The organism is Asanoa iriomotensis (genome assembly GCF_016862515.1).
In the GTDB taxonomy this organism is placed as follows: Bacteria; Actinomycetota; Actinomycetes; order Mycobacteriales; family Micromonosporaceae; genus Asanoa; species Asanoa iriomotensis.
Window position 1 is genome coordinate 1 of sequence record NZ_BONC01000021.1, and the last position, 12,683, is coordinate 12,683.

Sequence of the window (12,683 nt, forward strand, 5' to 3'; positions counted from 1 at the left end):
TCCGCCGCAGCCCGGTCCCCACTTCGATACAGACCCGGGAACGGGCTGGTCGCAGCGGGCCAAATGCGGCATATGCTGACCTTGGGAGGTCGTTATGCCAAGCCAGCCCGCGCCCGGCGATCCGCTCTCATATCCCGCGCACGCTTTCCCCAACGTCGCGATCGACGTCTTCACCGCCCGCGAGTGGGAGCTGCTGGTGCGGCTTCCCGGGCGGGTCATCGTCGCGGCCACCCAGGCCGGCAGTCCGGGGCGGACGGTCCGCGACGGGCTCGCGGGGCTGGAGGCGATGGCGGCCGGGCGGGCCTTCGACAGCGACCTCGTCCGCGCGGTGGTCGCCGCCGTCTACACCGAGCGGCTGCCCAGCGGCACCGACCGCCCGCGCCGGGACCTCCTCGACGACTGCCGGGACGCCCTGCGCGTCCTGGGCGACCGCGCCGACCCGGCCGACTCCGCCGCCTACCGGCAGTGGCTGCAGTCGATCGCCGCGCGGGTCTGCACCGGAGGCCGCGGCCCCGCCGTGGGCCAGCTCGGCCCCGGCGACCGGCGCTTCCTGGCCGACCTCGGGCACGCCCTCGGGATGGTCTGACTTAGTCTGCCCAGCGTGGAAGCAGAGGTCGAGGTCGGCGTCGGCCCGTGGGAGGGTCCGTGGCCGGCCGACCCGAAGTACGACCCGGAGCTGCTCGCCGCGGGTGACCGGCGCAACGTCGTCGACCGCTACCGCTACTGGCGGCACGAGGCGGTGGTGGCCGACCTCGACCGGCGCCGGCACGGTTTCCACGTCGCGATCGAGAACTGGCAGCACGACTTCAACATCGGCACCGTGGTGCGCAACGCCAACGCGTTCCTGGCCGCCGAGGTGCACGTCGTCGGCAACCGGCGGTGGAACCGGCGCGGCGCCATGGTGACCGATAGGTATCAGCACGTCCGCCACCACCCATCGATCGAGGAGTTCGTGGCCTGGGCGCACGGCGCGGAGCTGCCGGTGATCGGGATCGACAACCTGCCCGGCTCACGCCCGCTGGAGACCGTCGTCCTGCCGCGCCGCTGCGTGCTGCTGTTCGGCCAGGAGGGCCCCGGCCTCTCCGATACCGCCCGGCAAGCGTGTGACCAGCTCTTCTCGATCGCGCAGTACGGCTCGACCCGGTCGATCAACGCGGGCGTCGCCAGCGGCATCGCCATGCACGCCTGGATCCGGACGTACGGCGAACCACCCCCACCGGATTGACCGAAACTCCCTGAATGCTTGACTCGCGACCCGTACCACGGGGACGGTAGCGGGGTGGGCATGTCGGTGAGTTGCCCCCGGTGCGGTGGCTCGGTGCGGCCACCGGACCTGATGCGCGCCGACTGGCGCTGCGACACCTGCGGTGACGTCCCCCCGCTGCACGTCGCCGAGCACAACAACGCCGAGATCGTGAAGAGCGTGATCAACACGATCGCCGCCGGCACGCCGCCGGGCCGCGGGGCCGTGCCGCTCTGGTGCACCTGGCCCCTGCTGCGCGACTGGACGGTGACCGGGGTCGCCTGGGCGGGCGACGACCATTCGGGCGTACGCGCGGCCGCGCTGGCCTGCAGCGGCCCGGCACCGCTCGGCGGGGGCCCGGCCGACCTGGTGATCGTGGCCGAGGAGCTCGGTGTGGGCCTCGGCAACCGCTTGGCCGGCCTGCCCGGCACGGATCCGGGCCCTGACCTGGTGCGCGAGCTGACCCGGGCCGAGCCGGCACCCGGCGAGGCCGGCAACGCGCATGCCAAGATCAAAGTGGATGGGCACCCAACTCCACTGTGGTCCATCCCGGCCGCCGACGACCGCAGCGCGTACGTCGGCGAGGCGCGCGGAATGTGGCTTTATGCCATAGCTTGGCCAGCACACGCCGGTTACGTCCTCGCAGAGGACGTCGTGTTGCGCGACCTATGTGAATGGTTGCCGCCGGAACTCGTGTACGGTGCTCCTTCTCCGTACCTGCATGGGCTCGCCTGAGTGGGGCGTTCCCGCTTGTGCGGAATGTGCGCAGTTTGTTCAACCTGAGAGCAACGACTGATACGCTGAGTCCTGCCGCGGCAAGTTGCCGGCGCCGCGCAGAGGGGGATGGGCCGCAATGCTCAAGAAGATCCTCACCTGGGGCGGAATCGCCTTCCTCATTTTCTTCATTGCCTTCCGTCCTAATGAGTCCGCCGATGTCTTCAAGAACATCGGCGGCGGCATCATGGACGTCGCCGAGGGCTTCGGCGACTTCTTCACGAGCCTGGTCGCCTAGGCGCCTTCGTCACCTATGGACCGACCGTCCGCGCCACCTCCTGACCCCGACGAGTCCGACCGCGAGCGTTGGGCGCGTGACAACGCGCCCACCGACGAGGGCCCGGACTACAGCACCGGCCCGGGCTACTCGCCGAGCGCCGGCTATGCGCCAAGTGCCGGTTTCGGCGAGTCCGCCGACTACGCGCACGAGACCCGGCCACCCCGCGGCGGCTACACGGCGACCGACATCTCCGAAGAGGAGCTTGCCGGCCTCCAGGTCGACGCCTCGGGTCTGCCGCTCGGCCCGCGCCGCGTCCTGCCCCTCGAGGACGAGCCGACCCCGCTGGTCTCCCGCTACCTCTTCCCGACCGAGCGCTACCGGGGCGAGTGGAAGCGGCACTGGATCCACCTGAGCACGCCGTTGCTCGCGATCGTGCTGGCCACGTTCGTGCTCGGCTACCTGTCCGGCTTCCTGTTCCGGCAGGAGGCCACCGGCATGACCACGGCCGCGATCCTGGTCTGGGTGGGCATCTTCGGCTGGGTCGCGTGGAAGGTCGGCGACTGGTACTTCGACCGCTTCATCCTGACCAACAAGCGGGTCATGGTGGTCAGTGGCATCATCACCCGCCGGGTCGCGATGATGCCGCTGCTGCGGGTCACCGACATGAAATACGAGCAGTCCCCATTGGGCCGTGCGCTCAACTACGGCACGTTCGTGCTGGAGTCCGCCGGCCAGGAGCAGGCCCTCCGCGAGATCAAGCACCTGCCGAACCCCAACGAGCTCTACCTCCGGGTCGTCGAGGAGATGTACGAGCCGCAGGCGGTCGAGGCCCGACTCGGCAAGGACGCCGACGAGGCCCGCGCCGACGACGGCGCATAACGACAACCACCGATTCGCCTGCTGGGCCACAACCGTTCGCCCGTAGACCTCCCCGCGCGGGGTGTGACACCCTTCACCCACGCGCAACCCAAGGGAGGGCGTCCGGTGACGGACAGGCAGTCGGTCGAAGACGACTTCCGCGAGTTCGTCGCCGCCCGCTCGCCCGCCCTGCTCCGCACCGCCTACCTGCTCACCGGTGACTGGGCCACCGCCGAAGACCTGCTGCAGACGGCGCTCACCAAGATCTATCTGGCGTGGCGGCGGTTGGGCGAGATCGAGGCCGTCGAGCCGTACGCCCGCCGGGTCCTGGTCAACACCTCGATCAGCTGGTGGCGCCGCCGCTGGCACGGTGAACGCCCGACCGAGGTGCTGCCCGAGCCGGCGGTCGCCGACCGGGTCGACGAGCAGCTCGAACGCGACGCGCTGTGGCGGCACGTGCAGTCGCTGCCCGCGCGGCAGCGCGCGGTGCTGGTCCTGCGCTTCTACGAGGACCTCTCCGAGGCGCAGACCGCCGCGATCCTCGACATCTCGACGGGCACGGTGAAGAGCCAGACCTCCCGAGCGCTGAGCACCCTGCGCGGCCGGCTCGGTGCCGAGCGCGCCGCCGAGCAGGCCCGGGTCGACGAGCTGGCCGCACAGGCGGAGCGCTCCCGCATCCCGCGCCAGGCGCCCGCACCCGCCCCGCCGCCGCGCCCGGTGCGCGCCGCCGCCCCCCGCGTTCCCGCCCCGGCGGGAGGAGTGGAGGGGCGCTGATGCTGGAAGAAAGACTGCGCCGCGCGTTCCACGACCAGGTCGAGCTGACCCCGGCCGGGACCGACCGCGCCGACCAGATCATCCACCGCACCCGCCGCACCAAGCGGGTGCGGAAGGCGGGCGTCTCGATCGCCTCGCTGCTGGCGTTCTCGCTGCTGGTCGGCGGGGTGCTCGGCTGGCAGCTGCTCCGCTCCCCGCGCACGGGCTACGACAACTCGGTCTTCTCGGCCGACCCGACGGCCCGGCCGAAGCCGCTGGTGACCGCCTCGATCGACCCCGACGACGTGGCCAGCCTCGGCCTCGACCTGCGGATCGGCGATCTGCTGTGGACCACCGACGGCCGCCGGCTCGACCTGGGCGCCAACGGCGACGTCGAACGGGCCTACCGGGTGCCGGCGGGCTGGATCTACAGCAGCGCGACCGGCGTCTTCCTCCAGCCCGTCGACGGCGCGCCGGTGCAGGTCGCACCGGAGGGCAGCCGCTGGTCGGTCAGCGAGGACGGCCGGCGGGTCGCGGTGATGACCGACGGCCAGCTCACGATGGCCGAGCTCAGCCGCGAGGGCGCGCAGGCGCGCGGCGTGATCAACGTGCCGGCCGACTCCGCGCCGACCGCCGTGCTGGGCGACCGGGTGCTGGTCGCCGGCACCGCGGCCGGCACGCGCGGCTACGAGTTCGTGCAGGTCGCCGGCGCGTCCGGCGCGGCCAACCCGGCCTGGAACGAGGCCGTATCCGGTGTCTTCGGCACCCGCAGCGACGCCGCCGTCGGGCTGGCCAAGGCCGGCGGGCAGCAACTCTGCCTCGCGGCGCTGCGCCCCGCCGGCACGGCGATGGCGGTCGACATGACCACGATCTGCGGGTTCGACCATCCCGGCGAGGACCTCACGCACACGCTCTCCCCCGACGGCGGCTGGCTGGCCCAGCCCGACGGCGACCGGCTGTCGCTGCTGAGCGTCGACAACGCGCTGGCGGACTTCCGCTCGACGAAGGCCTGCGAGGCGGCCGGCGTGCGCTCGCCGATCTGGCTCGACGCCCGCACGGTCGTCGCGCCGTACGACGGCGGTGTGGTCCGCTGCCAGACCGACGGGGTACGCAAGCTCCTCCGGGCGCCCGCTTCGGCCGGCACCGACTGGGCACTGGTGCCCCGGTTGGGGTCTCTCGACGGCTGATCAACCGGAAGACGGATGGATGCCGGTGGGCATCCATCCGTCTGAGGACGCGGGAGAAGCGCGATAGCGTCGCGGCGATGGACACGCGCATCGACCTCCACGCCCACTCGACCGCGAGCGACGGCACGCTGAGCCCCGCCGAGCTGATGTCCGCGGCCGTTGACGCCGGGCTCGACGTCGTCGCGATCACCGACCACGACACGACGGCCGGCTGGGCCGCCGCCGCGCAGGCCCGACCGCCGGGCCTGACCCTCGTGCGCGGTGCGGAGCTGTCCTGCCGCTGGCACGGCGCCGACCCGCCGATCTCCCTGCACCTGCTGGCATACCTCTTCGACCCGACCGTGCCGGCGCTGGTCGAGACGTTGTCACGCGTGCGTGCGGCGCGGGAAGTCCGGGCGGAGCGGATCGTCGACCAGCTCCGGGCCGACGGCTACGACGTGAGCTGGGGCGACGTGCTGGGCTACGCGGCCGGCGGCACGGTCGGGCGGCCGCACATCGCGCAGGCGTTGATCGCGGCCGGGCTGGTCCCCTCGACGGACGCGGCGTTCGCGCCGGAGTGGCTGGGGCGGCGCTACCGCGTACCCAAGGCCGAGATCGACGTCTTCGAGGCGGTCGAGCTGATCCGCGCCGCGGGCGGCGTCACCGTGTTCGCGCACCCCCGGGCGACGCGGCGCGGCCGGATCGTCTCCGACGACCTGATCGTGTCGCTCGCCGCGGCCGGGCTGTTCGGCCTGGAGGTCGACCACGCGGACCACACGCCCACCGAACGGGCACACGTGCGGGCCCTCGCGGAATCGCTCGGGCTCGCGGCGACCGGATCGTCCGATTTTCACGGTACGCACAAGTCCGTCGCGCTGGGCGCGGAGCTGACGGCGCCTTCCGTGTACGAACGCCTGGTCGCGGCCAGCTCAGGTGTGACGCCCGCGCTTGGCTGATCCGAGGGTCCTTCGCATACCGTGCTCGCGTGGATCTCAAGGTGTTCGGCGAGGTGCTTGTCACCCTGCTGGTGATCATGGACCCGCCGGGCATGGTGCCGATCTTCGTCGCGATGACCGGCACGATGACGGACCGCGCCCGCCACCGCGCGGCCTGGCAGGCAGTGTGCCTGGCGCTCGGCGTGATCGTGCTGTTCGGCGTGGCCGGCCAGAGCCTGCTGGAGTACCTGCACGTCGACCTACCGGCGCTGCAGGGCGCCGGCGGCCTGCTGCTGATCATGATCGCGCTGGAGCTGCTGACCGGGAAGGCCGACGACCCGACGGCGCACTCGACGACGAACATCGCGCTGGTGCCGCTGGGCACCCCGCTGCTCGCCGGCCCGGGCGCGATCGTGGCGACGATGCTGTTCGTGCAGCGCTCGTCCGGCCCGGCCGACTACGTCGCCGTCTACGTGGGCATCGTCGTCGCGATGCTGGCGGTCTGGCTGGTGCTGCGCTACTCCGGCCTGGTCGTCAAGGTCCTGCGCCCCGGCGGCATCGAGGTGCTGACCCGGATCGCCGGTCTGCTGCTGGCCGCGATCGCCGTGCAGCTGATCGCCGACGCGGTGTTCGCGTTCGTGGACTCCTACCGGGCGGGGTGAGGGTACGGGGTTGTCGTACCCGTCTGGGAGGATTCTCCCGTGCGCAGGTCGACCTCCTCATCCACCGGCGGCCGGGCGCCGGCGCCCCGCGTCGAGCAGCTCGGTTTCGCCGGCATGCCCGAGCGGCTGTTCGTCTGCACGCCCAGCAAGCTCGGCACCTACACCGACTGCCCGCGGCGCTACCGCTACTCCTACGTCGACCGCCCGACGCCGCCCAAGGGCCCGCCGTGGGCGCACAACTCGCTGGGCGCGAGCGTGCACACGGCGCTTCGCGGCTGGTTCGCGCTGCCCCCGGAGCGCCGCACCCGCGACGCGCTGCCGGCGTTGCTGAAGGGCACCTGGGTCCGCGAGGGCTACCGCGACGACGAGCAGGAGCGCGCCGCCTACCGGCGCGCCCTCGACTGGCTCGAGGGTTATGTCGGCGGCCTCGACCCGGCCGCCGAGCCGGTCGGCGTCGAGCGGGTGGTCGCGGTCAAGACGGCGGTGCTGGCCTTCAACGGCCGCGCCGACCGCATCGACGCCCGCGGCGACGAGCTGGCGATCGTCGACTACAAGACCGGCCGCACAGGCCTCGACAGCGACGACGCCCGCGGCTCCCAGGCGCTTGCCCTCTACGCCTACGCGGCCGAGCGGGTGTTCCGGCGGCCGTGCAAGCGGGTCGAGCTGCACCACCTGCCGTCCGGCACGATCGCGGCGCACGACCACACCGAGGCGTCGCTGGCCCGGCAGGTCGCCCGCGCGGAAGACACGGCCCGCGACATCGTCGACGCGGAAAAGGCGGTCGCCGCGGGCGCCGACCCCGACGAGGCGTTCCCGACGACACCGGGCCCGATGTGCGGCTGGTGCGACTTCAAACGCTCCTGCCCGGCGGGCGCCGAGGTCCCCACCAAGGACCAGTGGGCCGCCATCGAGCGCTTCTAGGGCCTTGTCGTGTCTCGGTGATCCCGGGACGCCGCCAGACGGCGGCTGGGCCCGTCGCAGGCCGCGTTGATCGGCAGGACCGGCCCTAGACCGCGTCGGCCACACGCACGCCCGGCCAACGGGTCGCGGGGCGCTGGCGGGCCAGGCGTTCGCGCGAGCGCTCGACCGTGATCCGCCGGGGGTTGGGCCGCCAGACGCCGCCGAGCAGGTCCGCCACGCCGAGCGGGGCGCACACCTCGACGCGGTCGGTCAGGCGGACGGCGACGCTGGTCGCGGTCTCGGGCCAGGTGGCGACCGCGTCCGCGACGCTGGTCAGCGGGGGCACGGCGGCGCCGCCGAAATGGTCCGCGTACCAGGTGTGCACCGCAGCCTGGTTGGTGGCCTCCCACGGCACCGCCGGCAGGAGGCCGGTCAGCAGCGCGGTCGCCGACTGGTCCCGGTCGCGGCTGAGGTCGGCCGCGTCGAAGAAGGCCACGTCGACGTCACGCACCCGAGCCGGGTCGAAGCCGGCGCCGTAGCGCTCGTCCCAGACCAGGTCCCGGAGCACGCCGGCGCCGATCCACGCCTCCGGCAACCGGGACGCCCGCACCGCGGCCAGCGCTGCCATCAACCACGGGCAGGCGCGCACGAGCCCGGCGAGGTCGGCCGTGTCCATGCTCAGCCGGCCCAGTCGGCGGTCCAGCGGTGGCGGCCCAGGCCGACCGCGTCGAACTCGTCCCGGCCACGTTGGGGTGGGACGCCCAGCCGCCGCAGGATCTGCGAGATCGGGCTGCCGTCCGGGCCGAACGGCTCGTCCTCGTCCAGCGACAACGGCCCGGCGGCGAGCGCGCCGCCCGCCCACAGGGCCGCCCGTTGGGTTCCGGTGCCGCCGAAGAAGTCTGCTTCGACGTAGCCGACCGGGCCCGTCGCCGAGCAGCTGGCCAGGACGTCTGCGAAACCGGCGGGCAGCTTCTCGAAACCCAGCACCGGCTCGCCCGCCAGCGCGTCGAGGAGCGCGTCGGTCATCGGCACCATCGCCAGCTCGTGTGGCAGGAGTACGACCACCGCGATCGGCTGATCACGCACGGCGGCGCGCAACACCTCGGCCCGGCCGAGCGCCGCCTCGATCACGTAGGACATTCACACAGCTTCTCAGGAGAGCAGGTCCACCCGGGTGCCCGCGCCGGTGTGGATCGCCTGCTGATAGACCGCCCAGCTCAGCGCCAGGTCCTGCCACGGCAGGCCGACGGGGGTGTAGACGCTCGGTCGCGTCGGGGCCGTGGCCGGCAGCTCGCCGCGCAGGACCTCGCCCAGGGTGCCGGCGGCGGACAGACCCGAGGTGCCCAGCGCGCCGCCCGCGAGCGCCAAGCCTAGGTCGTCGACGATCAGGCGGCTGGCGGCCAGCAGGTCCGTCGCGAGCTCCCGCTTGCCGGGCTCGTCCGCGCCTAGCGAGGTCAGGTGTTGGCCCGGGCGGACGTCGGCGAGGTCGAGCAGCGGCGTGCGGGACCAGGTGGACAGCACGACCACGTCCGCCGCCGCGGCGACCGCGCGGGCATCCGGCACGACCGCGGCCGGCAGGGCCGCCGCGCGAGCCGGTTCCAGGTCGGTCGCCACGGTTCGGGACCACTGGCGCAGGTGGCGCAGGCCGGCCAGCGTGGTCGCGGCCTGCGCACCCGCGCCGACGAAGCCGAGCGTGGGGGCACCGGGCGGGGCCAGCGTGTGCGTCGCCAGCGCGGCCGCCAGACCGGTGCGCCACGCCGTCACGGACGCCGAGTCCAGCAGCGCGAGCAGCTCACCGTCGGCGAGGGCGTGCAGGCAGACCACCCCGCGCAGGGCCGGCGACGCGGCCGGGAACTTCGCGTTGACCTTCACCGTGTACGCCGGCACGTCCGGCAGCAGGCCCGGGATTAGGCAGGTCGCCGTGCCGGGACCGGGCAGGTCGGTCCTGATCCGCTGTGGCGCCGGGTCGGTGACGGGTGCGCGGAAGCCGGCGGCCAGCAGGCCCAGCACGGTGTCGACGTCGACGGCGGCGGCGATGTCGCGCCGCCCGAGGAGCAGGGTCACCGGAACAGTCTGATCGCCACCCGCGGCGGGGTGGCGATCAGTCGTGGGCAGGTCTCAGCGCCGGCCGCCGTGGTCGTCGCCGCCGCGGTCGTCGGAGCCGTGGCCGCCGCGCTCGTCGCGGTCGGCCTTGATGATCGTGCCGGTCGCGCGGTCGACGTAGATGTCGTGCTCGACACCGCCCCCAACGATCTCCACCTTCCAGGTGGCGAAGCCGTGCTCCAGCTCCGACTCGATCTCCGTCACCGTGCCGCCGCCGACCCGGTCCAGTGCGATCCGGCGGGCCTCGTCCGAGCCGATCCCGCCGGCCAGCGGCGGCCGCGTGCTGGTCGGCGAGTCATCCGGCGTGGGCTCGGCGGTCGGGTCGACGGTCCGGTCATCGGTCGGCGCCACAGTGGGCTCGTCCACCGTGCTGCCGATGCCCGTCCGCGGGCTCGGTCCGTCGCTCTGTGCCGCGGCCAGCGCCGTACCCGTGACGGCCAGCGCCGCCATCCCGGCCACCGTGATGATCACTGCTGTGCGCTTCATCGATCCTGACCTCCGTATCGGGGTGATACGAACGAGGTTCGTCCGACCGGAGATAGCGGCGCGCTGTGCGACCACTAAGGACGCGTTAAGACCAGCGTCACGACCGCGCCACCACCCGGATTGTCCGAGATCTCCAAAGCGCCGCCGGCCGCCCGGCGCGCGATGTCCAGCCCCAGACCGGTGCCGGCGCCCTGGCTCACCCCGCGCGACACCGCCGCGTCGGCCAGCCCGGGACCGGCGTCCGAGACCACCAGCACCCCGTCGGCCGACAGCGACACCGCGAACGGCGTCCCGTCCGGCGTGTGCGCGAACACGTTGCCGAGCAGGGCGTCCACCGCCGCGGCCAGCTCGTCGGCGGCCACCGCGACCGGCAGCGGCCCGTCGGCCAACGAGAGCCGCAACTCCCGACCGGTGTCCTCGGCCAGCACCGACCAGAACTCCACGCGGTCCCGCACCACCGCGGCCGCGTCGCACGACGCCGCGTCCCTCGGTTCGCTGCGCCACCGCGCCTGCCGGATCAACCCGGTCACCGCGCGTTCCAGCGCGTCGACGCCGGCGGCCACCCGCGAACGGTCGTCCGGGTCGCGCACCGACTCGGCCTCGAGGCGCAGCGCGGTCAACGGCGTACGCAACCGGTGCGACAGGTCGGCCACCTGCTCCCGCTCCTCGCGCAGCAGCACCTGGATCCGCTCGGCCAGGTGGTTGAGCGCCCCGGCCACCTCACGCAGCTCCGGCGGCCCGGCCGGGACGGCCGCCCGGGCACCGAGCTCCGCGCGGGCGAGCCGGTGCGAGACCGCCGACAGGTCGTCGATCGGCCGCACCAGGCTGCGCGCCAGCCGGTCCGCGACGACCAGCCCGAGCAGCACCAGCAGCAGGCCGAGCGCCGCGAGCACCAGCCAGGCCCGGGTCACACCGGCACGCAGATCGGCCTCGGGTACGACCGTGCGGATGACCGCGGTGCCGCCGGACACCCGGCCCACGCCGATCACGATCTCCCGCCCGCCGTCCAGCGACGCGGTGAGGCTCGTGCCGGTGGCGGCCAGCTCGACCGCCGGCGTGCGCGCGACCGGCTCCCCCAGCGGTGCGCCGCCGTCCGGCAGGAAGACCGTGACGGGCCGCCCCGACGCCACCAACTGGTCGACGGTCAGCGCGATCTCGGCCCGGTCGCCGACGCCGACCACCGCGACGATGCCCTGCACGTCGGCCGTCGCCCGCCCGGTCGCCCGGTCCTCGGCCACGCCCCGCAGCAGCAGCGCCAACGGCACCAGGAACGCGATCAGCGTCAGCGTCGTGGTCGCCGCGACCAGCAGCGTCAGCCGCCACCTCACGGCGGGTCACCGGGCGCGGCCAGGCGGACACCCACGCCACGGACGGTGTGCAGGTAGCGCGGCTCCGCTGCCGTCTCACCGAGCTTGCGGCGCAGCCACGACAGGTGCACGTCGACGGTCTTGTCGGCGCCGCCGTACGGGATCTGCCAGACCTCGGTCAACAGCTCCCGCTTGGTCACCACCTCGCCCCGCCGGGTCGCCAGGTGGTGCAGCAGGTCGAACTCGCGCGGTGTCAGCTCGACCGGCGCACCGTCGAGACGTACCCCGTGTGACTTGGGGTCGATCTCCAGGCCGCCGACGACGACGGTCTCGTCGGCCGCGGCGGGTGACCCGGCGCGGCGCAGCACCGCCCGCACCCGGGCGTCGAGCTGGGCCGCGGTGAACGGCTTGACCACGTAGTCGTCGGCGCCCGCGTCGAGCACCCGGACGATCTCGGTCTCGTCGTCCCGGGCGGTCGCCACGATCACCGGCACGCGGCTCACCGCCCGCAGCATCCGCAGCAGCTCACCGCCGTCGACGTCGGGCAGCCCGAGATCGAGCACGACCAGGTCCGGCCGCTCGTCGAGGGCCGCGCGCAGGCCGTCCATCGCGGTGGTCGCCGCCGCCACGGCGTGCCCGCGATCGCGCAGCGCCCGCAGCAGCGGCGTGCGGATCGCCGGATCGTCCTCGATGAGCAGCAGGCGCGGCACAGCTCGCACCGTATCTCCCCCGAGCCCGGCCGGCCGCCGCCCTTAACCCGCTCTTAGCGTCGGGCAGTGCCGCTCTTAGCGGGCGGCGGTGCATAGTCGGGTGATGCTGTCCCGCCGGAGTCTCGCCGTGCTCGGCTGGCTGGCCGTCGTGGTCGTCGCGACGCTGGCCGGCATCGGCGCCGTGCGCCTGGTCGGCGACAGCCTCACCGGCACGCCGGGTGGCGTGCGCAGCCAGGCCGACGTGGCCCGCGACCTGGCCGCCGCGGCCAGCGGCACGCCGGCGCCCGCCACCGCGACGCCAGGCCCGACGACGAGCCCGCGCCCCACCGCCGGCGGACAGCTGCGGACGTTCAACATCGCGGGCGGCCTCGTCACGGCCCGCTGCGACGGCGGGCTGGCCTCGATCGTGACGTGGCGGGCGGCGGACGGCTACCGGGTGCGTGACCGCGACGACGGCCCCGACGACGAGGTCGAGGTGAAGTTCGAGAGAACCGGCGGCGACCATTCCGAAATCAAGATCCGGTGCGAGGGCGATCAGCCGGTACGGGTCGGGCACGACGACTGAC

At 73.6% G+C, this 12,683-nt stretch carries 17 protein-coding genes; 11 read left to right on the forward strand and 6 right to left on the reverse strand.

All coding sequences use genetic code 11. The features are described from left to right. The first annotated feature begins 94 nt into the window (after positions 1–94). The 10 genes from Air01nite_RS16460 to Air01nite_RS16505 all read left to right on the forward strand — a co-directional run bounded on the left by Air01nite_RS16460 (position 95) and on the right by Air01nite_RS16505 (position 7,532). Positions 95–586, forward strand: coding sequence for a hypothetical protein (locus Air01nite_RS16460; protein ID WP_203703285.1), 492 nt, complete (start codon positions 95–97; stop codon positions 584–586). Between the two features lie 15 nt (positions 587–601). Further along, positions 602–1,225 carry a TrmH family RNA methyltransferase gene (locus Air01nite_RS16465; RefSeq protein WP_239090749.1) on the forward strand — a complete coding sequence of 208 codons (624 nt, stop codon included), beginning with the start codon at positions 602–604 and terminating at the stop codon, positions 1,223–1,225. 60 nt (positions 1,226–1,285) lie between these two features. Next, the gene (locus Air01nite_RS16470; protein WP_308439969.1) at positions 1,286–1,978 is read left to right on the forward strand and encodes a DUF6758 family protein; all 693 of its coding nucleotides are present in this window, start codon (positions 1,286–1,288) and stop codon (positions 1,976–1,978) included. A 118-nt stretch (positions 1,979–2,096) separates the two neighbouring features. After that, positions 2,097–2,255 (forward strand): hypothetical protein, encoded by a 159-nt coding sequence (locus tag Air01nite_RS16475; RefSeq protein WP_170215836.1) that lies wholly within the window; start codon positions 2,097–2,099, stop codon positions 2,253–2,255. A gap of 15 nt (positions 2,256–2,270) precedes the next feature. Next, the gene (locus Air01nite_RS16480) at positions 2,271–3,116 is read left to right on the forward strand and encodes a PH domain-containing protein (RefSeq protein ID WP_203703292.1); all 846 of its coding nucleotides are present in this window, start codon (positions 2,271–2,273) and stop codon (positions 3,114–3,116) included. A gap of 105 nt (positions 3,117–3,221) precedes the next feature. Next, complete coding sequence (locus Air01nite_RS16485) at positions 3,222–3,869, forward strand: SigE family RNA polymerase sigma factor (RefSeq protein ID WP_203703293.1); 648 nt, start codon at positions 3,222–3,224, stop codon at positions 3,867–3,869. Further along, a complete protein-coding gene (locus Air01nite_RS16490) occupies positions 3,869–5,035 on the forward strand; it encodes a hypothetical protein (RefSeq protein WP_203703294.1) in 1,167 nt (388 codons plus the stop codon). Before Air01nite_RS16485 ends, Air01nite_RS16490 begins: the two co-directional genes overlap by 1 nt. A 77-nt stretch (positions 5,036–5,112) precedes the next feature. Next, positions 5,113–5,970 carry a PHP domain-containing protein gene (locus tag Air01nite_RS16495; protein WP_203703295.1) on the forward strand — a complete coding sequence of 286 codons (858 nt, stop codon included), beginning with the start codon at positions 5,113–5,115 and terminating at the stop codon, positions 5,968–5,970. A 29-nt stretch (positions 5,971–5,999) separates the two neighbouring features. Beyond that, complete coding sequence (locus tag Air01nite_RS16500) at positions 6,000–6,611, forward strand: MarC family protein (protein ID WP_203703296.1); 612 nt, start codon at positions 6,000–6,002, stop codon at positions 6,609–6,611. Positions 6,612–6,725: 114 nt separating this feature from the next. Continuing rightward, complete coding sequence (locus tag Air01nite_RS16505) at positions 6,726–7,532, forward strand: RecB family exonuclease (RefSeq protein ID WP_203703420.1); 807 nt, start codon at positions 6,726–6,728, stop codon at positions 7,530–7,532. An 85-nt stretch (positions 7,533–7,617) separates the two neighbouring features. Here Air01nite_RS16505 and Air01nite_RS16510 read toward each other — a convergent pair whose 3' ends face one another. The 6 genes from Air01nite_RS16510 to Air01nite_RS16535 all read right to left on the reverse strand — a co-directional run bounded on the left by Air01nite_RS16510 (position 7,618) and on the right by Air01nite_RS16535 (position 12,117). Beyond that, positions 7,618–8,187, reverse strand: coding sequence for a nucleotidyltransferase family protein (locus Air01nite_RS16510; RefSeq protein WP_203703297.1), 570 nt, complete (start codon positions 8,185–8,187; stop codon positions 7,618–7,620). Positions 8,188–8,189: 2 nt separating this feature from the next. Further along, positions 8,190–8,651 carry a hypothetical protein gene (locus Air01nite_RS16515; protein ID WP_203703299.1) on the reverse strand — a complete coding sequence of 154 codons (462 nt, stop codon included), beginning with the start codon at positions 8,649–8,651 and terminating at the stop codon, positions 8,190–8,192. 12 nt (positions 8,652–8,663) lie between these two features. Continuing rightward, positions 8,664–9,575 carry an ornithine cyclodeaminase family protein gene (locus tag Air01nite_RS16520; protein WP_203703300.1) on the reverse strand — a complete coding sequence of 304 codons (912 nt, stop codon included), beginning with the start codon at positions 9,573–9,575 and terminating at the stop codon, positions 8,664–8,666. Positions 9,576–9,629: 54 nt separating this feature from the next. Beyond that, the gene (locus Air01nite_RS16525; RefSeq protein WP_203703301.1) at positions 9,630–10,100 is read right to left on the reverse strand and encodes a PepSY domain-containing protein; all 471 of its coding nucleotides are present in this window, start codon (positions 10,098–10,100) and stop codon (positions 9,630–9,632) included. Between the two features lie 74 nt (positions 10,101–10,174). Beyond that, positions 10,175–11,428 carry a sensor histidine kinase gene (locus Air01nite_RS16530; protein ID WP_203703302.1) on the reverse strand — a complete coding sequence of 418 codons (1,254 nt, stop codon included), beginning with the start codon at positions 11,426–11,428 and terminating at the stop codon, positions 10,175–10,177. Then, positions 11,425–12,117, reverse strand: a complete 693-nt coding sequence (locus Air01nite_RS16535) for a response regulator transcription factor (protein WP_203703422.1) — start codon at positions 12,115–12,117, stop codon at positions 11,425–11,427. The genes Air01nite_RS16530 and Air01nite_RS16535 overlap by 4 nt, the downstream gene beginning before the upstream one ends. A gap of 103 nt (positions 12,118–12,220) precedes the next feature. Between Air01nite_RS16535 and Air01nite_RS16540 the strand changes: the two genes are divergently transcribed. Further along, positions 12,221–12,682: a septum formation initiator gene (locus Air01nite_RS16540; protein WP_203703303.1), complete on the forward strand. Its 462-nt coding sequence runs from the start codon at positions 12,221–12,223 to the stop codon at positions 12,680–12,682. The last annotated feature ends 1 nt before the right edge of the window (position 12,683 follow it).

What these genes read in the sequence shown, in the direction of transcription:
- Air01nite_RS16505 (WP_203703420.1), top strand. Translation starts at nt 6,726, where the DNA reads ATGCCCGAGCGGCTGTTCGTCTGCACGCCCAGCAAGCTCGGCACCTAC.
- Air01nite_RS16525 (WP_203703301.1), bottom strand. Translation starts at nt 10,100, where the DNA reads ATGAAGCGCACAGCAGTGATCATCACGGTGGCCGGGATGGCGGCGCTG.
- Air01nite_RS16515 (WP_203703299.1), bottom strand. Translation starts at nt 8,651, where the DNA reads ATGTCCTACGTGATCGAGGCGGCGCTCGGCCGGGCCGAGGTGTTGCGC.
- Air01nite_RS16460 (WP_203703285.1), top strand. Translation starts at nt 95, where the DNA reads ATGCCAAGCCAGCCCGCGCCCGGCGATCCGCTCTCATATCCCGCGCAC.
- Air01nite_RS16470 (WP_308439969.1), top strand. Translation starts at nt 1,286, where the DNA reads ATGTCGGTGAGTTGCCCCCGGTGCGGTGGCTCGGTGCGGCCACCGGAC.
- Air01nite_RS16480 (WP_203703292.1), top strand. Translation starts at nt 2,271, where the DNA reads ATGGACCGACCGTCCGCGCCACCTCCTGACCCCGACGAGTCCGACCGC.
- Air01nite_RS16490 (WP_203703294.1), top strand. Translation starts at nt 3,869, where the DNA reads ATGCTGGAAGAAAGACTGCGCCGCGCGTTCCACGACCAGGTCGAGCTG.
- Air01nite_RS16495 (WP_203703295.1), top strand. Translation starts at nt 5,113, where the DNA reads ATGGACACGCGCATCGACCTCCACGCCCACTCGACCGCGAGCGACGGC.
- Air01nite_RS16475 (WP_170215836.1), top strand. Translation starts at nt 2,097, where the DNA reads ATGCTCAAGAAGATCCTCACCTGGGGCGGAATCGCCTTCCTCATTTTC.
- Air01nite_RS16510 (WP_203703297.1), bottom strand. Translation starts at nt 8,187, where the DNA reads ATGGACACGGCCGACCTCGCCGGGCTCGTGCGCGCCTGCCCGTGGTTG.
- Air01nite_RS16540 (WP_203703303.1), top strand. Translation starts at nt 12,221, where the DNA reads ATGCTGTCCCGCCGGAGTCTCGCCGTGCTCGGCTGGCTGGCCGTCGTG.